Here is a 20,869-nt window from a genome sequence, read left to right as displayed (position 1 = left end):
TCGTTCATGCCCGGCCTACAGCTTGTGCTGCAGGAATTCGAGAAAGCAGCTGATGCGCTGCGCCAGCTGCGTGTTGCGGTAGTAGACGGCATGGATCTGCTGGCGGTAGCCCGTGTAGAACGGCTGCAGCACTTTCACCAGGCGACCGGCGGCGATGTCGTCCTTCGTCATGAAGTCGGACAGGCAGACGATGCCCTGGTCGTGCAGGGCCAGCTGGCGCAGGGTTTCGCCGCTGGAGGCGGCCAGCGCGGGCACGATCTGCAGGCTGTTGCCCGCTGCGTGGCGCAGCGGCCAGTTATTCCCCAGGTCGTACTGGGCAAAGCCCAGCAGCGCATGGCCGGCCAGCGCTTCCGGCGTGGCCGGTTCGCCGTGGCGCGCCAGATAGGCGGGCGTGGCCAGCACGTGCAGCGGACTGGCAGTCAGGGCGCGCGCATGCAGGGTCGAGTCGACCAGGGCGCCGATGCGGATGGCGATATCGGTGCGGTGCTCGAGCAGGTCGGCGATCTGGTCGTTGCTGGTCAGCTCCAGGCGGATCTCCGGATACATGGCGCGAAATTCGGCCACGTGGGGCACCACGCAGTGGAGCATGAAGGGCGAGGCGGCATCGACGGACAGGCGCCCGGCCGGCTTCTGGCGGCGGATGCGGATCGACTCTTCCACGTCTTCCATCGAAGCGAGGATGGCGCGCGCCTTGTCCAGGAACAGCTGCCCTTCTTCCGTCAGCTCCATGCGCCGCGTGGTGCGCGTCAGCAGCGACGTGGCCAGCTTGTCTTCCAGGCGCGACAGCGCCCGGCTGACGCCGGAGGTGGTTTGTCCCAGGTGCACGGCGGCCGCGCTCAGGGTGCCGCTGTCGATGACGGTGACGAAGATTTTCAGGTCGTCCGAGTTGATATCCATTCTTGCCCTTGTTTCACAGATCAGGGCATTATAATGGATTACAGGCAATAGTCAGCGAGGGTGGCCCGGCTGCGCGCTACGTCAGGCAACGTAGAACAAAATGGCGATAAAGTGGCAACTGCTGCCGGCCAGCACGAACAGATGCCAGATGCCGTGGCCATGGCGCAGCTTGTGATCGGTGGCATAAAAAGCGATGCCGCCCGTGTAGCACAGCCCGCCCGCCACCAGCCACAGGAAACCGTTCCACTCGAGCGCCGCCAGCAGCGGCTTGATGCCGATGACGATCAGCCAGCCCATGGCCACGTAAATCACCAGCGACAGGATGCGCGCGCCTTTCGCGTACACATATTCCTGCACGATGCCAAACAGCGCCAGGCCCCAGACGACGCCGAACAGCGACCAGCCCCAGGGACCGCGCAGGGTCACCAGCATGAAGGGCGTGTAGGTGCCCGCGATGAGCAGGTAGATGGCGCAATGGTCGAGCCGCTGCAGCACGGCCTTGGCCTTGCCGCGCACGCTGTGGTACAGGGTGGAAGTGAGGTACAGGGTCAGCAGCATGGCCGCATACACGCTGCAGCTGACGATTTTCCAGGGGTCGCCCGTGCGGGCCGCCGCGACGATCAGGATGACGCCACCGATGGCCGCCAGCGCGGCGCCCACCGTATGGGAAATGCTGTTGAACCGTTCACCGTGGTACATGCTTAACACCGCTTTGCTAAGACGCAACAGACACCCGGGGTCAGACCCGTCGGGACTCGGCGTCCCCGTCTGACCCCAGCCTTCCGCTGCGAGCGGTCAATCAAGCCGCTTCCGCCTTCTTGCGCGCGGGACGGCGTGCCGGGGCCTTGCGCGGGGCCTTGGCCGGCTTGTCTTCCGCCACGACGGCCACGTCCACCGGCGCCGCCGCAATCACAGGCGCCGCTTCCGCCACGGCTTCAGCCGCCTTTTTGGCCGGCTTCTTCGCCGCTGCCGTCTTGCGCGCCGGCGTGCGCGGCTTGGCCTTCGGCTTCGCTTCGGCGGCCGCTTCCACGATCGCTTCGGCTACCGGTTCAGGCACGGGCGCAGGCATGGCTTCCGCCACCGCCACCGCCACCTCGACGGCCTCGGCACGCGCTTCACGGCCGCCATCGCCGTTCTTGCGGCCGCCACGGCCATTGCGGCGCGAACCGCGCTTGGCGTTGCCCTCTTCCGCCACGACCTCGACTGCGGCTTCGGCCACTTCATGCACGATCTCCGGCTGCGGCGCGGGCGCATACTGCTCGACGGCCGTTTCCACGTCGGCCACCGGCACAAAAGCCTGTGGCGCGGACTCGCCGCGGCGCTGCTCGTTCTGCTTGCGGCCGCCACGGCCATTGCGGCGCGAATCGCGGCGGCTGCCGCCATCGCGGTGATTGCCCTCTTCCGCCGTCGCGCCGGCTTCGCCGCTGGCGATGACGTCACTGGCGACTTCCCCGTTCACGGGCGCAGCGACAGGCACCAGGCCGCTGCTGCGGTAGACATAGGCGCCCGATTTCTCGTCGCGGCCGAATTCCAGCAAGCCGCGCGTCTGCGCTTCTTCCAGCAGGTTGCCGAAGGTGCGGAAACCGTAATACGATTCGCTGAAGTCCGGCTTGCGGCGCTTGATCGCTTCCTTCAGCATCGAGGCCCAGATCTTGCCGCTGTCGCCGCGCTCCGAGACCAGCGCGTCGAAGGTGGCGACGGCCATTTCGATCGCTTCCGTCTTGCGCGACTCGTATTTTTCCTTGCGGCGCACTTCCTCGTCGGGCGAGCGCTTGGCCGCCGGAGTTTCGCGCGCGTCGCGCTTGGCGGCCGTGCGGCGGCTCTCGCGCACCAGGTCATCGTAGAAAATGAATTCGTCGCAGTTGGCCACCAGCAGGTCGGAGGTCGACTGCTTGACGCCCACGCCGATCACCTGCTTGGCGTTTTCGCGCAGTTTCGACACCAGCGGCGAAAAGTCGGAATCGCCACTGATGATGACGAAGGTGTTCACATGGGCCTTGGTGTAGCACAGGTCCAGTGCATCGACGACGAGGCGGATGTCGGCCGAATTCTTGCCGGACTGGCGCACGTGGGGAATTTCGATCAGTTCGAAGTTCGCCTCATGCATGGTGCCCTTGAAACTTTTATAACGGTCCCAGTCGCAATATGCCTTCTTGACAACGATACTGCCCTTGAGCAGCAAGCGTTCGAGGATGGGCTTGATATCGAATTTTTCGTAATTTGCATCTCGCACGCCGAGCGCGACGTTCTCGAAGTCGCAAAACACGGCCATGCTGAGGTTTTCTGGGGATGACGCCATAAGGGTGAATTCTCGCTGATGATAAGGGCGGACGGGAAGCGCAACGCCTCCCTTTTCGACTAGTATATTCGCCCATCCCCCGTTTCGGCGACAACTATCGTGCGCGGCAGCCTATTGCGCGCCGCCGGCGGCGCTCGCGCTGGCGCCGGCGACGGGCCAAACAACGCTTTCATCGACCGAATACAGCTGGCATGGCAGGCTGCTGCGGCGCTGGCACGAAGCGAGCGCGCGCACATCGGGGCTTTCGCCCTCCTCGGCCCAGCCCCAGGCGCCGCTGGCCGACAAGGCAAAGGCGCGCGGCGCGGTTTTTTCCAGGAAGACGCGATAGGCGGCGCGGCCCTGCTCTTCCAGGTAGGGCACGGCGGCGATATCGTCCTGCGGCGCGAAATGCGTGGCTGGCGGCGCCGGCGCCTCGGCCACGCGGTAGACCTGGCGCACCGGCATGCCGATCTTCGCCAGGAAGCGCTCGGTAGCGGGCAGCCACACGGCCACCCCATCGCGGCTGCCCAGGGTCAGGTGGGCGTCGCGCTTGAACGGGCCATAGGCCAGCAGCTGCGCCCGGCCGCCTGAACCGGTAAAGGAATTGAACAGCCGCCGCGCCAGCGCCGGCGAAAAATACGCGTCATTCGCGCCATACAGCCACAGGCTGGGAATGTGGTTGTAGGCGCCCAGGGTGGCGAAGGTCTTGGTCAGCGCCCCTTGCCAGTCGCAGCCGGGCATGTCGACGCGCAAGCCGCCCGCAAAATTGAGCACGCCGCGCACGCCGGGCACCATCCGTGTGGCCAGTGCCAGCGCCGCCATGCCGCCGTACGACTGCCCCGCGACGACGATGCGCTGCGGGTCGACCCAGCTCTGGCGGCGCGCATACGCGAGTGCGGCGAGCATGTCGCGCGCCTGGCCCTGGGCGTTGCCCAGCATGTCGCAGCCGAAATCGCGGTAGGCGCCCGTGGAGCGCGCAAAGCCGGCGCGCATCGGCAGCATCACGGCATAGCCGCGGCGCACGAACTCGGTCGCCATATAGATGAAGCGCTCGCGCTGCTGCAGCCGGGCCGCGCCGGCCTGCTTGCCGTGATTCATCAGCAGCAAGGGAAACGGGCCGGAGCCGGGGGGACGGAACACCGTCGTCTCCAGCGTCTCGCGCAAGCCGTCGCCGGCCGGCACCATGATGACTTGCTCGTTCAGGCGCGCATCGAGCGGTAGCTGGGAGGGAACAAGCTGGGCTTTCAGGGGCAGGCAAGGCAGGCTGAGCAGCAAACCCAGAAAAATGGGGCGTAGCAGGTGGAAAATGACGGACTCCGTGGATGACTTCCCTGCCAGTCTAGGCAGTGAAATGCCACAGAACAATATAAAAAAATTACGTGACGTACATATTTTTTGCGGCAAGCACCTGCGGGAAAAATTGTTGCCTTGCACCACCACACTTTTTCCGCAGACGGGAGTAAACTGGGCGTATTCTGAAGGAGTTGCCATGTCCATATCCGCCCTCACCACCGGTACCTCGGGGCTGACCGCCAACCAGCGCGCGCTGGATGTGGCCGCCAACAATATCGCCAATGCGAATACGCCGGGCTTCCAGCCGCAGCAAGCCCAGTTCCAGGAAGCCAGCCCGGCCGGCACGGGCGTCACCCTCTCCGTCGAGGGGCGCAAGCTGGCCGCCAGCGAAAGCGTCAGCGGCGCCAATGCCAATGCGGCCAAGGCGGCCGAAAGCCGGCCGAACGGCGTGGGCCTCGCTTCCGAACTGACCGATAACCTCGTCTACAAGGCCGGTTTCAACCTGTCGGCGAACGTCGTCAAGGCGGCCGACCAGGCACTGGGCAGCCTGATCGACGTCAAGACTTAAGCACAACAGTCACTAGCGCTTAGATAGTCTGCTTGTTCATTTCCAGCGCCAATGGCGCCATCGCCGGCGTGATCAGCGCCAGCAGCCGTTCGGCCGGAATGCCGTCGCGCGCCTGCACCGACAAGCCATGCAGCAAGGCCGCATAGTAGTCGCCCAGCGCCTGCACGTCCGCCTCCGCTTTTAACTCTCCCGCCAGCTGCGCCGCGCGCAGCCGCTCGATGACGGCTTGCGTGCGCGCGCGGCGGTGCTGCGCCAGCCAGTCGGCGATGCCCGCGTTTTCCGCGCTCGTGTTGGTGGCGGCCGTGACCACCATGCAGCCTTGCGGCTGGCCGCTGCGCGTATACAGCAGCACGGCTTCTTCCAGCATGCGCGCCACCGCATCGCGCACGTTCAGGCTGGCCGCCAGCGCATGCACGGCAAATGCGCCCTCTCCCGTTTCATACAGTTCCACGGCTTCGCGGAACAGCTGCTCCTTCGAGCCGAACGCCGCATAGATGCGCGCCGAGGCGATGCCCAGCGCCGCCACCAGGTCCGCCATCGACACCCCCTCGTAGCCGCGCGTCCAGAACGCGTCGCGCGCTTTTGCCAGCGCCAGCGCGCGGTCGAATTCCCTCGGTCTTCCTGCCATCTTGATCCTCTGCTTGCGAAGTGGCGGCCAGTATAACGCCTGGCGCCCGCGCCGCGTTCGCCATTTATTTTGCATCACGGGCTTGACCGCGCCAACAATTTCGCCTATTCTTTGTCGATCAACAAACAATAGGAGCCGATATGAAAACCATCCAAGGACCAAGCCTGCACCTGGCACAATTCGCCGCCGACACGGCGCCCTTCAACACCCTGCCTGCCATCGCCGAGTGGGCGGCCGGCATGGGCTTCAAGGCCCTGCAGATTCCCGCCTGGGATGCGCGCCTGTTCGACGTGGCGCAAGCGGCGCACAGCCAGCAATACTGCGACGACCTCGTTGCCATGCTGGCCAGCCATGGCCTCGTCATCAGCGAACTGACGACGCACATCCTCGGCCAGCTGGTGGCCGTGCACCCGGCCTATGACGCGCTGTGCGACAGCTTCGCCCCGGCACATCTGCACGGCCAGCCGGCGGCGCGCACCGAGTGGGCCATCGAACAGGTGAAGCTGGCGGCCATGGCGTCGAAACGCCTGGGCCTGACCGACATGGGCACGTTTTCCGGCTCGTTCGCCTGGCCCTACCTGTTCCCTTTCCCGCAGCGCCCGCCCGGCCTGATCGAGGCGGCCTTCGACGAACTGGCACGCCGCTGGCTGCCCATCCTCGACGTGTGCGAGGAACAGGGCGTCAACCTGTGCTACGAAATCCACCCCAGCGAAGACCTGCATGACGGCATCAGCTTCGAGATGTTTTACGAGCGCGTAGGCCGCCACCCGCGCTGCAAGATGCTGTTCGACCCCAGCCACTTCGTGCTGCAGCAGTTGAACTACCTGGAATTCATCGATATCTACAAGGACCATATCCGCATGTTCCATGTGAAGGATGCGGAGTTCAATCCGACGGGGCGGCAAGGCATTTACGGCGGCTACCAGTCGTGGGAAAACCGCGCCGGGCGCTTCCGCTCGCTGGGCGACGGCCAGGTCGATTTCAAGGCCATCTTCTCGAAGATGGCGCAAAACGATTACGCGGGCTGGGCCACGCTGGAATGGGAATGCTGCCTGAAGGATCAGGAGGTGGGCGCGCGCGAAGGCGTGGCCTTCATCAATGCCCACATCATTCCCGTCACCGACAAGATCTTCGACGACTTCGCCGGCGCCCCCGTCAGCGCACAACAGATCAATACCCTGCTCGGCATCGAGCATCACTAATCAAGGAAACATATGAACGACTACATTCACGACTACGTCCGCATCGACGGCCAGCGCCTGCATTGCGTCATCGCCGGTCCCGGCACCGGCAAACCCGTGCTGCTGATCCCCGGCTGGCCGCAAACCTGGTATGCCTGGCGCCACGTGATGGCGGCGCTGGCCGCCAGCGGCTACCAGGCCATCGCCATCGATCCACCGGGCAGCGGCCACTCGGACCGCCCGGCCGGCGGCTATGACACGGGCGCCGTTGCCGCCACCCTGCACCGCGCCATGCTGGCCCTGGGCCACGCGCAATACGACGTGGTCGGTCACGACATCGGCATGTGGGTCGGCTATGCGCTGGCCAGCGATTTCCCGCAGGCCGTGACGAAACTGGCGCTGACGGAAGCCGTGATTCCCGGTCTGGCGCCCGCGCCGCCGATTTTCGTCGCGCCGTCCGACAACATCTTCCTGTGGCATTTCATGTTCAACCAGGTGCTCGATTTGCCGGAAATGCTCACGGCGGGCAAGGAGCGCGAGTACATCCGCTTCATTTTCGACCGCTGGTCGTACCGCCGCGACAAGGTCGCCGTCGACGTGTATGCGGATGCCTATGCCACGCCGGGCGCCCTGCGCGCCGGTTTTGCCTACTACCGCGCCATACCCGAAACCATCCGTCAAAATCTGGAACGGGCAAAACGCAGCCTGACCATGCCGGTACTGGCCATCGGCGCCGACCATGCGACCAACGACGCGCCGCTGCTGACCATGCAGGGCAAGGCGGACAATTTGAAAGGCGCCATCGTTGCCGAATGCGGCCACTTCATCATGGAAGAACAGCCGGAAGCGTTCATCGCCCACCTGCTGCCCTTCCTGGCCGGAGAAAAATCAGCATGAGCCTCGATCCGCTGATTGCCGCCTGGCTGGAAGAGATAAAAGATGCGCCGCCGCCCGCCTCGCTGGCGGACCTGCGCGCGGCCACGGAAACGGGGTTGCGCCAGCTGCATGGCCCCCTGGAAGACGTCGCATCCATCACGGATTACGTGCTGCCGGGCGAGCATGCGCTGACCGTGCGCGCCTACGTGCCCGCCGGCGCGGACACAAGCCAGCCCCTGCCGGCCATCGTCTTTGCGCATGGCGGAGGATGGTGTCTGTGCTCGCTGGACCTGTACGACAATCCCTGCCGTGCGCTGGCCAACGCCACCGGCTGCGTGATCGTTTCCGTCGACTACCGGCTGGCGCCCGAGCACAAGTTCCCCGTGCCGTTGAACGACTTTTACCGCGCGTTGTGCTGGGTCGCCGAACATGCGGCGGCGCTGGGCATCGATGCGAAACGGCTGGCCGTGGGCGGCGACAGCGCGGGCGGCAACCTGGCGGCCGCCGCCGCCCTGATGGCGCGCGACCAGGCCGGTCCCGCGCTGGCGCATCAGCTGCTGCTGTACCCGGCGCTCGATTTTGCCTTCGACACGCCGTCCTACCAGCGCTATGCGGAGGGCCACTCGCTGACGCGGGAAGCCATGCGCTTTTGCTGGTCGGCCTACCTGAACGAGCCGGCCGACGGCGCGAACGCCTACGCGGCGCCCCTGCGGGCAACGTCGCTCAAGGACTTGCCGCCGGCGACGGTGCTGGTATGCGAGTACGACCCGCTGCATGACGAGGGCGAAGCCTATGCGCGGTATTTGCGCGACGACGGCGTGGCGGCGCAATGCGTGCAGCTCGACGGCATGATCCATGCGTCGATACACATGCAGGGCTTGGCACCAAAGGCGCGGGGATTGTTCGACGTGGCGGGCCAAGCAATGAAAAGTGCCATGTTTGCGTAAATAGTCCACTAGAAAAATGCTGGGGTCTGACCCGGCGGGTCAGACCCCAGCATGCCTCTATTCCACCAATTTGCGCACCTCGACGCCGTTCAGCCACTTCACATGGCGCGGACCCGTGCGGATATCCTTCGCCGAGATGAGGGCGATCTCGCCATCGCTGTCGTCGAGCGCCTTGCCGTTCTTTTCGTAGTAGACGATCACGCCCTCGCCGGCCGGCGCGTTATACAGCTCACCCCAGGAAAACACCACCGCATAGCCATCGGTGGCCGTGGCGATGATGGCGAGCTTCTTGACGTCGTTGTGGCCGGGCGCATCGAGCGCCGCCTTGTCGAGGATGTCGCGCAGGCGCACGCCCTTGTAACTGGTGATGGTTTCGGCCTTGTCGCCGTTGTGGCGCGTGACGGCGATGTCCCCGCCATTGGCTTGCGGCAGCTTGCGCAGGTCGGCTACCGTCAGGGTCAACGGCGTTGCCACCTTGCCCGTGACGGCGAGCGCGCGGCTCATGTTCTCGCGCGCCGGCGCCGGGTCGGCCCATGCGGGGGCCGCCGCCAGCAGTGCGGCCGAAGCCAAACCAAGGAATATTTTCTTCAACATGCTGTGTCCTTTCATGACAGTGAAAACTCAGAACTGGTATTGCGCATTGGCCAGCCAAGTGCGGCCAGCGCCGGGAAAACCGTCGGCCAGCGCATAGTTGCGGTCAGCCAGGTTGTTCACGCCCGCTTCCAGGGTCAAGGCCGGCAAGGGGCGGTACACGGCTTTCAGGTTCACGCTGGCAAAGCCGCCCAGGGCCAAAGTGTTCGAAACCCAGCGCCCGCTATTCGCTTCCGCGATGGCCACCACGTCGACCTGGCGCGCCGCGTGCAGCACGGCGTGCGCCGTCAGCTTGTGGCGCGGCACGTCCGTCAGTCGGATGGCGCGGTCGCTGACATTTTTCATGTCCGTGTAGGTGTAGTTGCCGCCAAAATTGAGCCAGGCGCCGGCGCGGCCGCGCACGCCCAGCTCCACGCCGCTGATGTGCGCCCTGCCCGCGTTGCGCATCTGCGCGCGCCCGCCCGCCACATTCGCCACGCTCTGGATCTTGTCCTTCACGTCGCTGTAGAACAGGGCGGCATCGAGCGCCATCCCGCGCACGGTTGCCTGGTAGCCCAGCTCATAATTCATTGCCTCTTCCGCGCGCAAGGCCGGGTTTTCAATATATGTGCCCAGGCGCTGCGAGTAGCGATCCTTCAGGGTCGGCAGGCGCGACTTGCGCGCCACGGTGGCGTACACGCGCGATGCAAGACCGGTCTTGCGGAACAGGCCCGCCTGCAGGTCGGTGGCCGATTGATTCTCGGGCAAGGTGTAGGCGTTGCCGGCGCTGTAGACGGTGTCCGGGCGCAGTGCATTGCGCGACACGCCCAGCGACAGTTCCGTCGCCGCATTGAGGGCGATGCTGTCTTCCGCGCCCAGCGTCCACAGGGCATCCTTGTACCAGGTGGTGCGCACGCCCCTGGCGTCGAGTTCCTGGTGCTCGTCGGCCTTGTAGCTGGCCACAAAACGCAGGCTGTGCGCGGCCAGGCGGAACGATTCGAGTTCCACCGCGCCGCCGTTCGTGCGGTCGTTATAGATGCTGCGCCCGCCGCTGACGCTGCCCTGGCCGCTGGTCTTCAGGGTCGCGTAGCTGCCGTTTGTATAGGAGGTGATTTCATTGTCGTAGCTGTCGTGGTACAGGCGCAGTTTCAGGCGTTCCTGCTGGCCCAGACGCGTCTGCGAGACGAGATACACGCTTTCCTTGCTCCAGTACGGCCACTGCCAGTAGCGCGCGCCGACGGGGTTCGTCGATGGCGGCTGGCCCTTTTCGCCATGCTGCTTGTAGTAGCTGAGCGCATATTCATCGCCCGCGTGCGCGCCGCCCGGCGTGTAGCCCACCTTGAACGACAGTTTATGATCCTTGCGATAGGCGTTGTTGCGCATGCCGCCATCTTCCGTGGCCGTGGGGCGGAAGTCGGACGACAGGGGAAAACCGTCGCTGTCGATGTAGGACATGCCCGCCTGCAGATACCACAGGCCCTGGTTGGTGCCCACGTTGGCCGACACCTGGCGCTCGCTGCCCGAACCGAATCCCACTGAAGCATCGCCTTCCATCAAAGCCGTCGGTTTGCGCGACACCAGGTTGATGGCGCCGCCCAGGGTATTGGCGCCGTAGGCCACGGAACTGAAGCCCTTGGCCACCTGGATCGCGGCCAGGTCGCTGGTCGTGAAGCGGTTGAAATCGACATAGCCGTCATACGGCACGTAGACGGGAATGCCGTCGATGTACAGCGGCACCTGGCGCGCATCGAAGCCGCGGATGGCGACGGTTTTCTCATTGCGCGCATTGGTCGACAGCGACACGCCGGACAGCAAATTGAGGGCGTCGCCCACGTTGTCGCGGTTAAAGCGGCGCATCTCAACGCGGCTCACCTGCGCACCCACCGGCTGTTCCACCTGGCCCTGCTCGCGCTGGCCGATCACCGTCACCGTGCCCAGCACGAACGGCGCCGCCGCATCCACGTCTTCCTTGCCAGCCACCTGCTGCGCCAGCGCCAGCATCACGGCGCCTGCCACTACCTGTTTCACCATCGTCATCTTGTTCTCTTCCGTTATATATCGCCTTATATAGCGATATGCAAAAAAGCGGCCACTCGTGCGGCGGCCGTCATCCAACAGCGCAATATACAGATGTATATAACGATGCTCAAGCGGGGAGAGGCAAAACGGGCGCGCAAGTCAATTTTCCGGCGATTTTTCATGCACCGCACCATTTCGCTGTGCGAACGAATGTTTCACAAAACGGTTGACATGCGCGAGTCGGCTAGGCAAACTGATTTCCAGGGAGCCAGCAAATGAATGCAAATATGACAAATATTCAGGCCGCAGCCGATCCGGAAATCATCGTCTTCAGCGATGACGAAGAAGGCAAGGACCGCCAGTTCGTCAACGCGCTGGCGCGCGGCCTCGAAGTGCTGCGGTGCTTTCGTCCCGGCGAAGTCTTCCTGTCGAATGCGGACATGGCCAAGCGCACGGGCATCCCCAAGCCCACCATTTCGCGCCTCACCTACACCCTCACCAAACTCGGCTACCTCAATTACTCGGACAGCCTGGGCAAGTACCAGCTGGGCGCCGGCGTGCTGGCCCTCGGCTACCGCATGCTGTCGAACCTGGACGTGCGCAAGATGGCGCGCCCGCTGATGGAGGAACTGGCCGAACATGCGCAGGCCTCCGTGTCCCTGGGCACGCGCGACCGCCTCAGCATGGTGTACGTGGAAACGTGCCGCAGCAGCGCCAACGTCACGCTGCGCCTCGACGTCGGTTCGCGCATTCCCCTGATGACGACGGCCATGGGCAAGGCCCTGCTGTGCATCCTGCCGCAGGCCGAGCGCGACTACCTGATGGACCATGCGCGCGTGCACGAGACGGAGCGCTGGCCGCGCATCAAGGCCGGCATCGAGCAAGGCTTCAAGGATTACCAGGACCGGGGCTTTTGCATCTCGGCCGGCGAATGGCAGAACGACGTGCATGCCGTGGGCGTGCCCATGCTGGGCGCCGACGGCGAACAGGTGATGGCCTTCAATTGCGGCGGCCCCGCCTTTTTGCTGTCGCGCGAAAAACTCGAATCGGACCTGGGACCGCGCCTGGTCGCCCTGGTCAAGACAGTGGAAAAAAACCTGGGCCGCGGTTAGACTGCGCGCCCCCTCTCAACAACAGATCAAATCAAAGCGCCGAGGAACCCGATGATACGCGACGAAGAAACCCTGAACATCCTGCTCGACAGCATCGCCCGTTTCGTGCGCGAAGTGCTGGTGCCGAACGAGGCGCTGGTGGCTGAAACGGACACGATCCCGCCCACCATCGTGGCGCAAATGCGCGAACTGGGTCTGTTCGGCCTGTCCATTCCGGAAGCCTACGGCGGCCTGGAACTGAGCATGGAAGAGGAAGTGCGGGTCGCGTTTGAAATCGCCCGCACCTCGCCCGCCTTCCGCTCGCTGATCGGCACGAACAACGGCATCGGTTCGCAAGGCATCGTGATCGACGGCACGGAAGCGCAAAAACAATACTATCTGCCCAAGCTGGCGGCCGGCGAGATCATCGGCTCCTTCGCGCTGACGGAAGCGGGATCGGGCTCCGATGCGGCCTCGCTGCGCACCTCGGCCGTGCGCGACGGCGACTTTTACATCCTCAACGGCAGCAAGCGCTACATCACCAACGCGCCCGAAGCGAGCATCTTTACCGTCATGGCCCGCACGGACCCCGTCAAGCGGGGCGCCTCGGCCATTTCCGCCTTCATCGTGGAAAAGGACACGCCGGGCCTCTCGCTGGGAAAAATCGATAAAAAGATGGGCCAGCAAGGCGCACATACCTGCGACGTCATCTTCGAAAATTGCCGGGTACCAGCCGCCAACATCATCGGCGGCAAGGAAGGCGTGGGTTTCAAGACAGCCATGAAGGTACTCGACAAGGGCCGGCTGCACATCGCCGCCGTCTGCGTGGGCGCGGCCGAACGCATGCTGGCCGACGCCCTCGCCTACGCGATGGAACGCCAGCAGTTCGGCCAGCCCATCGCCGAGTTCCAACTGATCCAGGCCATGCTGGCCGACAGCAAGGCCGAGATTTACGCGGCGCGCAGCATGGTGCTGGACGCCGCGCGGCGGCGCGACAACAAGGAAGACATTTCGACGGAAGCGTCGTGCTGCAAGCTGTTCGCCTCCGAAATGTGCGGCCGCGTGGCTGACCGCTCCGTGCAGATCCACGGCGGCGCCGGCTACATCAGCGAATACGCGGCCGAGCGCTTCTACCGCGACGTGCGCCTGTTCCGCATCTACGAAGGCACGACGCAGATCCAGCAGATCGTCATCGCCCGCAACATGATCAAGGCAGCACAAAAGTGAAGAAGGCCGCGATGGACATTCCCGCCCTGCTGGCCCACTTGCCGGCGCGCCTGTCGGCCATCTCCATCTATTGGGCGACGCGCGCGCCCGACGCGCCCGCGCTGCATGAAGGTGGGCGCAGCTGGACCTACGCCCAGCTGCAGCACAGTGTGGACAGCGCCGCGCAGCTGCTGCGCCAGCTGAACGTGCGCGCCGGCGACCGCCTGATGGTGGTGGGCGAGAACTGCGCGCTGCAGGTGGCGCTGATTTTTGCGGCCGCCAGCATCGACGCGTGGATCGTCAACGTCAATGCGCGCCTGTCGGCGCGCGAGATCGACACCATCGCCGCGCACAGTTCCGCGCGGCGCCTGCTGTTCCTGGCCGGCGCCTCGCCGGAAGCGGCCGCGCATGCGGCGCGTCTGGGCGCGGCCAGCGCCACGGTCGACGGCATGGGCGAGCTGCTGGCGGGCGACTTGAACGAGGCGGCCATCGCGGAAGACACGGTGCCCGGCAACGAACAGGTGGCCGCGCTGATCTACACGACGGGTACCACCGGGCAGTCGAAGGGCGTGATGCTCACGCACCGCAACCTGCTGTTCATCGCCGCCGTCTCCAGCACCCTGCGCGGCCTGACCAGCAGCGACCGCGCCTACGGCGTGCTGCCGATTTCGCACGTGTACGGCCTGGCGTCGGTGGCCCTGGGCACCCTGTATGCGGGCGCCGCGCTGTACCTGGTGCCGCGCTTTTCCGTCGACGGCCTGCTCTCGGCACTGAAGGACGATGAACTGACCATCGTGCAAGGCGTGCCCGCCATGTACGCCAAGCTGCTGCAAACCCTGGGCGGCGCCGATACGCCGCTGCCCACGCGGCTGCGCTTTGCGTATGCGGGCGGCTCGCCGCTGGCGCCGTCGCTCAAGCGCGAGGTGGAAAAGCTGCTGGGCACCGCGCTGCACAATGGCTACGGCATGACGGAAAGCGCCCCCACCATCAGCCAGACGCGCCTGGAAACGCCGCGCCGCGACGATTCCGTGGGCATGCCGATCCCCGGCGTGGAAGTGCGCGTGGTGGACGTGGCCGGCCAGGACGTGACGCCGGGCCAGCCGGGGGAATTATGGATACGCGGGCCGAACATCATGGCCGGCTATTACCGCGAACCGGCCATGACGGCGGCCACCATGCGCGACGGCGGCTGGCTCAATACGGGCGACATGGCGCGCCAGGATACGGACGGCGCCCTGTTCATCGTGGGCCGCACCAAGGAACTGATCATCCGCTCCGGCTTCAATGTGTATCCGCTGGAAGTGGAAACGGCCCTGAACGCCCACGCTTCCGTGGTGCAGTCGGCCGTGGTCGGGCGCACCCTGGCCGATGGCAACGAGGACGTCATCGCCTACGTGGAGCTGGACCCGCGCCAGCCCGCCAGCGTGGCAGAATTGCAGGCCTGGCTGGCGCAGACCCTGTCGCCGTACAAGTGCCCGTCCGCCATCATCGTCATGGAAGCGCTGCCGGCAGCGGCCACGGGCAAGATTTTAAAGGGGCAGCTGCGGCAAATGGCGCAGAATGCACGATAAGTTGACCATGTAGTAGCAGACCCGACAATAAAACCAAGCCACATCACCGGAGGAGACACGATGAAACGCACCTATACACGCATCGCCATGGCAGCGCTGGTTGCCAGCGCCTGGATGGCACAGGCCAGCGCCGACGAATTCCTGGTCGGCGCGGAAATCCCGCTGACGGGCAACCTGGCGCGGGTCGGCGCCGGCATGCAGGAAGGGATCATGGTCGCGGCCGAGGTATTCAACAAGACCAACGGCAAGCACACCATCAAGATCATCACCGTCGACGACGAATCGGCGCCCGCCAAAGCCATCGCCGCCGTGGAAAAGCTGGCCAGCCAGGGCGTGGTGGCCATCACGGGCGGCTATGGCTCGAACAATATCTCGCCCGCCTCGGACACGGCCAATAAACTGGGTCTGGTCTACATCACCTCGGGCGGCGTGGACGACAGCCTGGTGGCCAGCGGACGCAAGAATTTTTTCCGCATCAATAACACGGCCGGCTACGAAAAAGCCATGCTGGGACTGCTGCAGGATGTGGGCGCCAAGTCCGTCTCCATCGTGTATTCGACCAAGGATGCCACCACGGGCCTGGCCAAGGACGTGGAAAAGGCCCTGGCGGCCAAGGGCGTGAAGGTGACGACGCACTCGTTCGACCCGGCCATTACCGACTTCAAGCCCATCATCAACAAGATCAAGCTGCAGGATAAATCGGAAGTGGTGGCCATGGTCGGCTACGAAAACGACTACGTGGGCATCATCCGCGCCGCCCGCGTGCTGAAACCGAAGATCAAGGCCATGGTGGGCGTGTGGTCGCTGGCCACGCCGAAGATGGCGGCCGACTTCCCCGACCTGATGCCGAACGTCTTCGGCACGGCCCTGCTGCCCTTCCCGACGGAATTCAAGACGGCCGACGGCAAGGCCTTCAGCGACGCCTACAAGCAGCTGTACAAGAAGGAGCCGGACTACCTGGGCCAGTTCGGCTACGTGCAGTCGATGCTGCTGTTCGAAGCGATCGCGCGCGCGGCCGACAAGGGCACGCTCAAGAAAGGCGGCGTGGCCGACGAGATGCGCAAGACGGACCGCGAAACCCTGATCGGCCGCGTGCAGTTCGCCGCCAACGGCGACAACCAGAACTTCGTGCACCGCATGGCGCAGCACCAGGACAAGAAAGTGGTGATCGTCTGGCCGAAGGAACACGCGACGGGCAAGCTGAACTATCCTGCCCTGCCCTGGTAAGCAGCCTCCCGCTGCACACGAGCGCGCCCGCCGGGCGTGCACCGATGAACGGCGGTCCTGGTGCCTCTTCGCGATGCGCCTGGGCCGCCTGACGGGATGACGATATGACAGAATTAATCTTGCAAGCCCTGTATTCGGGCTTGCTGCAGGGCGGCTCCTACGCCCTGATCGCACTGGGACTGGCGCTGGTCTTCGGCACCATGAAAGTGATCAACCTGGCGCACGGCGAACTGGTGCTGCTGGCCGCCTACATCGCCTACAGCGTGGAGTCCGGCCTGGGCCTGGGGCCCATGTTCGCCATTCCCATCGCGCTGGTGATCGTCAGTCTGACGTCGGTGGGCGTCTACCTGATCGTCAGCCGCATCAAGAAAGACCGCGAAATCAATTCGCTGATCCTTACCTACGGCATCGGCGTGATCCTCACCAACTTCATTTTGCTGGTATGGAAGGCCGACATCCGCTCGACCTCATCGAGCTGGCTGCAGGAAGGCTTCGAGATCGGCCCGTTTTTCAGCATGCGCAGTGAAGTAATTTTCTTTGGCGTCAGCCTGGTGCTGATGGCGGCCCTGTGGCGCTGGCTGTCGACCAGCTGGTATGGCCGCGCCGTGCGCGCCGTGTCCAGTAACCGCGACGCGGCCAAACTGATGGGCATCGATCCGGGCCGCACGGAACTGGTCTCGTTCCTGGTCGCAGGCATCCTGGCCGCCTTCGCCGGCGTCGCCTTGTTCAGCTATGGCGTGATCCAGCCTGCCTACGGCGGCGCGCTGACGGTGAAAGCCTTCATCATCACGGTACTGGCCGGCATCGGCTCGATTCCCGGCGTGCTGCTGGCCGCCGTGCTGCTGGGCGTGGCCGAAGCCTTGACCGTCACCCTGGCCAGCTCCGCGCTGCAGGAATTGTCGGGCATGGTGCTGTTCCTGCTGGTGCTGTTCATCATGCCGAACGGCCTGTTCGGCGCACAACGGAGGCGCGGATGAAGCGCTCGACACTGATTTCCACGGCAGTCCTGCTGCTGGCCGCGTATGTCGCCGTGCCGCTGGCCCTGGGCGCCAACCAGTATGTGATGAGCATGGTGGTGGCGGCCCTGATCATCGGCGGCGTGGCCATGTCCTGGGCCCTGCTGGGCAATTTGGGCGGCATGGTCAGCTTCGGCCATGCCGCGTTCTTCGGCGTGGGGGCGTATGTCTCCGCGCTGGCCACCGTGAAACTGGGCTTGCCCGTGTTTGCCGCCATGCTGCTGGGCGGCGCGGGCGCGGCCATCGCCGCCGTCATCATGCTGCCCGTGCTGCGGCTGCGCGGGCCGTATTTTGCGCTGGCCATCCTCGCCTACGCCCACATCTTCCGCATCCTGGCCACGGAATGGAGTGCCGTGACGGGCGGCGCCGGCGGCATCAACAATATCCCGGCCTTACCCACCGTTTTCGGCTTCGACCTGGCCAGCAAGACGGGCGCCTACCTGGTCGTGCTGACCCTGGTGGTGGCGTGCGCCTTTGCCTACAGCCGCATCCGCGCCAGCCACTACGGCATCGCCCTGCGCGCCATGCACGACAGCGAGGACGCCACGCGCGTCGTCGGCGTCAACAGCACCTTGCTGAAAGGCGCGATGCTGCTCGTGTCGGCCTTCATGGCGGGCCTGTTCGGCGCCTTCAACGCCCATTACATCAACTTCCTCGAGCCCGACTACGCCTTCAACAGCCTGTGGGTGACCTTGCCGATCGTGGCGGCCATCTTCGGCGGCTACCGCACGATACTCGGCCCCGTGCTGGGCGCCGTCGTGGTCTACCTGGTCGACCAGCTCATTTTCAAGTCGCTGATCCCCACGGGCCACCAGCTGGTGCTGGGCGTGCTGCTGGTGGCGATGATCGTCTTCAGCCCGAACGGCTTGCTGCCGCTGCTACGCAAAATGTTCAAAGCGAAGGAGAAAGCACATGCTTGAACTCGATAATGTGTCCGTGCGCTTCGGCGGCCTGACGGCCGTCGATTCTGTCACGTTAAAAGTGGGCAGCCACGACGTGATCGGCCTGGTGGGCGCGAACGGCGCCGGCAAGACCACCCTGTTCAACGCCATTTCCGGCCTGGTGCGCCCCACCGGCGGCAGCATCCGCTTCGAGGGACGCGACATCATGGCCACGCCCATGTACCAGCGCGCGCGCCTGGGGCTGGGCCGCACCTTCCAGATCCCGCAGCCGATGCATGAATTGACGGTGCGCGAAAACCTCGTCGTGGCGCAGCGCTTCGGCACCGGCAAGGTGGACATGCGCAAGATCGATGAAATCCTCGATTTCACGAGCCTGGCGGACAAGGCGCAGCGCGACGCGGCCAGCGAACTGGCGCTGACGGAATTGAAAGCGCTGGAAGTGGCCAAGGCGCTGGCCACCAATCCGAAACTGCTGCTGTTAGACGAAGTGCTGGCGGGCCTGGAAACGAACGGCAAGCGCCGCTTCATGGGCATGCTCAAGGACTTGCACGCCGCCTTTGGCGTGGGCATCGTCATGATCGAGCACGACATCGAGACCATCAGCAATCTGTGCCAGCGCGTGGCCGTGCTCAATTTTGGCCAGCTGATCGCCGACGGCACGCCCGATTGCGTATTCCGCGATCAGGCCGTCATCGAAAGCTATACGGGAGCAGCGCATGCCTGAAACGATGCTTGAAATTAGTAATCTGCGCGCCGGCTATGGCGCCATCAATGTGCTGTGGGATGTGTCGCTCTCGATCCAGAAGGGCAAGCTGACCACCATCATCGGCCCGAACGGGGCCGGCAAGACGACCCTGCTGCGCGCCATCATGGGCCTGCTGCCCGTGGACGCGGGCAGCATCGCGCTCGACGGCACACCCATCAACGGCACGCCCACCTGGAAGATGAGCGATGCGAGGGTCACGATGATCCCCGAGGGGCGCATGACGTTCCGCGACATGAGCGTGGAAGAAAACCTGATCATGGGCGCGTTTCCGAAGGAGCACCGCAGCCACATGCCGGCGCGCCTGGCCGAAGCCTACGCCATGTTCCCGCGCCTGCACGAGAGGCGCCGCCAGCTGGCCGGCTCGCTCTCCGGCGGCGAGGCGCAGATGCTGGCGATGGCGCGGGGCCTGATGTCGGATCCGTCGTTATTGATCATCGACGAGCCGTCGCTGGGCCTGGCGCCGCTGGTGGTCAACGAGCTGTTCGAGATCCTCGCGCGCCTGAACGACGGCAAGCGCACCATCATTTTAGTGGAGCAGAACACGGCGCGCGCCGTCGGCGTGGCCGATCACGTCTACCTGATGCAAAGCGGTAAGGTGGCGCTGTCGCAGGCGGCGGTCGATGTCGACCTCGAGCATCTGCACGCGCTGTATTTTGCGCGCTGAGCGGCATGGCCGCCGCCGAGGTTGAGCGGCCTGCGGCCATCACTCCTCGTCGTCGTCCTCGTCATCGGCCAGCTTGTCAAACACCTGCAGCTCGGCCTTGCTCAGTCCCGTCATCACGAAGGGATCATCGGCAGGAAAGCGGCCGGTATCGACCAGCATGCGCAGCTTGCTCAAGCGCTCGCCCAGCGCCAGCGCCTGCGCCTGCGGATCGGCATCGGCTTGCCCCACCTGAGCGATCGCGCGGGTGACGGACACGGGAAACTCCCATAATTCCGCGATCCGTACCGACAAGATGCGCGCTTGCGCAAACACCTGGGCAATGAAGGCGTCCGATTGCGGAAAGGCATCGGGCGCATGCATCTGGTCGATCAGCCGGAAGGCCACCACCAGGCCGACATTGGCCATCAGTCCCGCCAGATACGCGTCGAAGGCGTTGGCCTGCATGGCCGGCGCGACCAGGTTGGCCGCCAGTGCACATTTCTCGGACTGGCGCCAGATCAGCGGCGCCGTGCGTATGGTCAGGCCGCCGCTTTGCATGCTGACGATGGGACGGAAGGCGACGCGGGCGAGCAGCATGCGCATGCCGTTTTGCCCGAGCAGCATGATGGCGCCTTCCATGTTGTTGATCGACGGGCTGGCGTTGTAGCGCGAATGGTAGCGGGGCCGGTTCGCTTCGCGGTAGACCTCGGCGACCAGCAGTACGTCCTGGGCCAGCTGGGCCGACAGCTTGGCCGCGCTCATGTTTTCATCTTGCAAGGTACGCATCAACTGGGGAATGATGGCCGGAATGCGCGGTATCAGCGCAGCGCCAGCGACCGGTTCACGGACCAGGCGCGCCAATTCGTCCAGAATCTGCTGTTCCGCCTCCGCCGGCGCCTGCGCCGAACCGGCGGCCGCCAGCCAGCGGTAGTAAATGGCATCGATTTCGGTGATGGTGGCCGGCTGCCGTGCCGCCTCGGGCGCCGCCGCTGCCGTGAGGTGCGCAGCCTTGTCGCCGCCGCCGCTCAGTAATTTTCCTATCCAACCCATTTTATTCTTCCAGCCCTATGTGCATCACTATCGCGAAATCCGCCCCGCGATTTTACTTGATGACAGCGGCGCCGGTGCGGCGGGCGTGAGCGCTTTGTCCACCTGCCGCAACATGCTAAAGTAGCATGACATGCCCCCTG

At 64.8% G+C, this 20,869-nt stretch carries 20 protein-coding genes; 12 read left to right on the top strand and 8 right to left on the bottom strand.

Annotated features, from left to right (window positions below):
* Positions 1–15: 15 nt before the first annotated feature.
* The 4 genes from JAB4_RS12865 to JAB4_RS12850 form a co-directional block, all read right to left on the bottom strand.
* Positions 16–897 (bottom strand): LysR family transcriptional regulator, encoded by an 882-nt coding sequence (locus JAB4_RS12865; protein WP_070222987.1) that lies wholly within the window; start codon positions 895–897, stop codon positions 16–18.
* Between the two features lie 81 nt (positions 898–978).
* On the bottom strand, positions 979–1,596 hold the full coding sequence (locus JAB4_RS12860; RefSeq protein ID WP_070222989.1) for a hemolysin III family protein: 618 nt from the start codon (positions 1,594–1,596) through the stop codon (positions 979–981).
* A gap of 100 nt (positions 1,597–1,696) precedes the next feature.
* On the bottom strand, positions 1,697–3,196 hold the full coding sequence (locus tag JAB4_RS12855) for an NYN domain-containing protein (RefSeq protein WP_139143651.1): 1,500 nt from the start codon (positions 3,194–3,196) through the stop codon (positions 1,697–1,699).
* A gap of 111 nt (positions 3,197–3,307) precedes the next feature.
* Positions 3,308–4,450 carry a CocE/NonD family hydrolase gene (locus JAB4_RS12850; RefSeq protein ID WP_070218207.1) on the bottom strand — a complete coding sequence of 381 codons (1,143 nt, stop codon included), beginning with the start codon at positions 4,448–4,450 and terminating at the stop codon, positions 3,308–3,310.
* A gap of 214 nt (positions 4,451–4,664) precedes the next feature.
* Here JAB4_RS12850 and JAB4_RS12845 point away from each other — a divergent pair, with 214 nt between their 5' ends.
* A complete protein-coding gene (locus JAB4_RS12845; RefSeq protein ID WP_034757354.1) occupies positions 4,665–5,036 on the top strand; it encodes a flagellar basal body protein in 372 nt (123 codons plus the stop codon).
* Positions 5,037–5,055: 19 nt separating this feature from the next.
* Here the strand turns inward: JAB4_RS12845 and JAB4_RS12840 are convergent, their stop codons facing one another.
* Positions 5,056–5,664, bottom strand: a complete 609-nt coding sequence (locus JAB4_RS12840; RefSeq protein WP_070218208.1) for a TetR/AcrR family transcriptional regulator — start codon at positions 5,662–5,664, stop codon at positions 5,056–5,058.
* A 140-nt stretch (positions 5,665–5,804) separates the two neighbouring features.
* Here JAB4_RS12840 and JAB4_RS12835 point away from each other — a divergent pair, with 140 nt between their 5' ends.
* From JAB4_RS12835 to JAB4_RS12825, 3 genes are read left to right on the top strand one after another with little or no spacing between them, the layout of a single operon-like run.
* Positions 5,805–6,866, top strand: coding sequence for a sugar phosphate isomerase/epimerase (locus JAB4_RS12835; protein WP_070218209.1), 1,062 nt, complete (start codon positions 5,805–5,807; stop codon positions 6,864–6,866).
* Between the two features lie 12 nt (positions 6,867–6,878).
* Positions 6,879–7,742: an alpha/beta hydrolase gene (locus JAB4_RS12830; RefSeq protein WP_070218210.1), complete on the top strand. Its 864-nt coding sequence runs from the start codon at positions 6,879–6,881 to the stop codon at positions 7,740–7,742.
* A complete protein-coding gene (locus tag JAB4_RS12825; protein WP_070218211.1) occupies positions 7,739–8,668 on the top strand; it encodes an alpha/beta hydrolase in 930 nt (309 codons plus the stop codon). Before JAB4_RS12830 ends, JAB4_RS12825 begins: the two co-directional genes overlap by 4 nt.
* Positions 8,669–8,725: 57 nt before the next feature.
* Here JAB4_RS12825 and JAB4_RS12820 read toward each other — a convergent pair whose 3' ends face one another.
* Entirely contained in the window at positions 8,726–9,262 is a 537-nt protein-coding gene (locus JAB4_RS12820) for a molybdopterin-dependent oxidoreductase (RefSeq protein ID WP_227742146.1), read from the bottom strand.
* Between the two features lie 27 nt (positions 9,263–9,289).
* Positions 9,290–11,275: a TonB-dependent receptor gene (locus JAB4_RS12815; protein WP_139143650.1), complete on the bottom strand. Its 1,986-nt coding sequence runs from the start codon at positions 11,273–11,275 to the stop codon at positions 9,290–9,292.
* A gap of 269 nt (positions 11,276–11,544) precedes the next feature.
* On the opposite strand from JAB4_RS12815, the gene JAB4_RS12810 reads away from it, so the two are divergent.
* The 8 genes from JAB4_RS12810 to JAB4_RS12775 all read left to right on the top strand — a co-directional run bounded on the left by JAB4_RS12810 (position 11,545) and on the right by JAB4_RS12775 (position 19,700).
* Positions 11,545–12,369: an IclR family transcriptional regulator gene (locus JAB4_RS12810; protein WP_070218312.1), complete on the top strand. Its 825-nt coding sequence runs from the start codon at positions 11,545–11,547 to the stop codon at positions 12,367–12,369.
* Between the two features lie 51 nt (positions 12,370–12,420).
* Positions 12,421–13,575, top strand: a complete 1,155-nt coding sequence (locus JAB4_RS12805) for an acyl-CoA dehydrogenase family protein (protein ID WP_070218213.1) — start codon at positions 12,421–12,423, stop codon at positions 13,573–13,575.
* An 11-nt stretch (positions 13,576–13,586) separates the two neighbouring features.
* A complete protein-coding gene (locus JAB4_RS12800) occupies positions 13,587–15,125 on the top strand; it encodes an AMP-binding protein (RefSeq protein WP_070218313.1) in 1,539 nt (512 codons plus the stop codon).
* Positions 15,126–15,185: 60 nt separating this feature from the next.
* Positions 15,186–16,352, top strand: a complete 1,167-nt coding sequence (locus JAB4_RS12795) for an ABC transporter substrate-binding protein (RefSeq protein ID WP_070218214.1) — start codon at positions 15,186–15,188, stop codon at positions 16,350–16,352.
* A gap of 104 nt (positions 16,353–16,456) precedes the next feature.
* Entirely contained in the window at positions 16,457–17,329 is an 873-nt protein-coding gene (locus JAB4_RS12790) for a branched-chain amino acid ABC transporter permease (protein WP_035817692.1), read from the top strand.
* Positions 17,326–18,288: a branched-chain amino acid ABC transporter permease gene (locus JAB4_RS12785; protein WP_070218215.1), complete on the top strand. Its 963-nt coding sequence runs from the start codon at positions 17,326–17,328 to the stop codon at positions 18,286–18,288. The genes JAB4_RS12790 and JAB4_RS12785 overlap by 4 nt, the downstream gene beginning before the upstream one ends.
* A complete protein-coding gene (locus JAB4_RS12780) occupies positions 18,281–18,994 on the top strand; it encodes an ABC transporter ATP-binding protein (protein ID WP_070218216.1) in 714 nt (237 codons plus the stop codon). The genes JAB4_RS12785 and JAB4_RS12780 overlap by 8 nt, the downstream gene beginning before the upstream one ends.
* A gap of 4 nt (positions 18,995–18,998) precedes the next feature.
* Positions 18,999–19,700 (top strand): ABC transporter ATP-binding protein, encoded by a 702-nt coding sequence (locus JAB4_RS12775; protein ID WP_070218217.1) that lies wholly within the window; start codon positions 18,999–19,001, stop codon positions 19,698–19,700.
* 39 nt (positions 19,701–19,739) lie between these two features.
* Here the strand turns inward: JAB4_RS12775 and JAB4_RS12770 are convergent, their stop codons facing one another.
* Positions 19,740–20,729, bottom strand: a complete 990-nt coding sequence (locus tag JAB4_RS12770; RefSeq protein ID WP_070218218.1) for an HDOD domain-containing protein — start codon at positions 20,727–20,729, stop codon at positions 19,740–19,742.
* Between the last annotated feature and the right edge of the window lie 140 nt (positions 20,730–20,869).

Source organism: Janthinobacterium sp. HH102 (assembly GCF_001758625.2).
In the GTDB taxonomy this organism is placed as follows: Bacteria; Pseudomonadota; Gammaproteobacteria; order Burkholderiales; family Burkholderiaceae_D; genus Janthinobacterium.
Note: the sequence above shows the minus strand (reverse complement) of the source record. Positions and strands in the feature narration are given on the sequence as shown.

Bases quoted from the DNA above. Each gene is read 5' to 3' on its own strand.
- JAB4_RS12865 (WP_070222987.1), bottom strand. From the start codon at position 897: ATGGATATCAACTCGGACGACCTGAAAATCTTCGTCACCGTCATCGAC.
- JAB4_RS12860 (WP_070222989.1), bottom strand. From the start codon at position 1,596: ATGTACCACGGTGAACGGTTCAACAGCATTTCCCATACGGTGGGCGCC.
- JAB4_RS12855 (WP_139143651.1), bottom strand. From the start codon at position 3,196: ATGGCGTCATCCCCAGAAAACCTCAGCATGGCCGTGTTTTGCGACTTC.
- JAB4_RS12845 (WP_034757354.1), top strand. From the start codon at position 4,665: ATGTCCATATCCGCCCTCACCACCGGTACCTCGGGGCTGACCGCCAAC.
- JAB4_RS12840 (WP_070218208.1), bottom strand. From the start codon at position 5,664: ATGGCAGGAAGACCGAGGGAATTCGACCGCGCGCTGGCGCTGGCAAAA.
- JAB4_RS12835 (WP_070218209.1), top strand. From the start codon at position 5,805: ATGAAAACCATCCAAGGACCAAGCCTGCACCTGGCACAATTCGCCGCC.
- JAB4_RS12830 (WP_070218210.1), top strand. From the start codon at position 6,879: ATGAACGACTACATTCACGACTACGTCCGCATCGACGGCCAGCGCCTG.
- JAB4_RS12825 (WP_070218211.1), top strand. From the start codon at position 7,739: ATGAGCCTCGATCCGCTGATTGCCGCCTGGCTGGAAGAGATAAAAGAT.
- JAB4_RS12820 (WP_227742146.1), bottom strand. From the start codon at position 9,262: ATGTTGAAGAAAATATTCCTTGGTTTGGCTTCGGCCGCACTGCTGGCG.
- JAB4_RS12815 (WP_139143650.1), bottom strand. From the start codon at position 11,275: ATGACGATGGTGAAACAGGTAGTGGCAGGCGCCGTGATGCTGGCGCTG.
- JAB4_RS12810 (WP_070218312.1), top strand. From the start codon at position 11,545: ATGACAAATATTCAGGCCGCAGCCGATCCGGAAATCATCGTCTTCAGC.
- JAB4_RS12805 (WP_070218213.1), top strand. From the start codon at position 12,421: ATGATACGCGACGAAGAAACCCTGAACATCCTGCTCGACAGCATCGCC.
- JAB4_RS12800 (WP_070218313.1), top strand. From the start codon at position 13,587: ATGGACATTCCCGCCCTGCTGGCCCACTTGCCGGCGCGCCTGTCGGCC.
- JAB4_RS12795 (WP_070218214.1), top strand. From the start codon at position 15,186: ATGAAACGCACCTATACACGCATCGCCATGGCAGCGCTGGTTGCCAGC.
- JAB4_RS12790 (WP_035817692.1), top strand. From the start codon at position 16,457: ATGACAGAATTAATCTTGCAAGCCCTGTATTCGGGCTTGCTGCAGGGC.
- JAB4_RS12785 (WP_070218215.1), top strand. From the start codon at position 17,326: ATGAAGCGCTCGACACTGATTTCCACGGCAGTCCTGCTGCTGGCCGCG.
- JAB4_RS12780 (WP_070218216.1), top strand. From the start codon at position 18,281: ATGCTTGAACTCGATAATGTGTCCGTGCGCTTCGGCGGCCTGACGGCC.
- JAB4_RS12775 (WP_070218217.1), top strand. From the start codon at position 18,999: ATGCTTGAAATTAGTAATCTGCGCGCCGGCTATGGCGCCATCAATGTG.
- JAB4_RS12770 (WP_070218218.1), bottom strand. From the start codon at position 20,729: ATGGGTTGGATAGGAAAATTACTGAGCGGCGGCGGCGACAAGGCTGCG.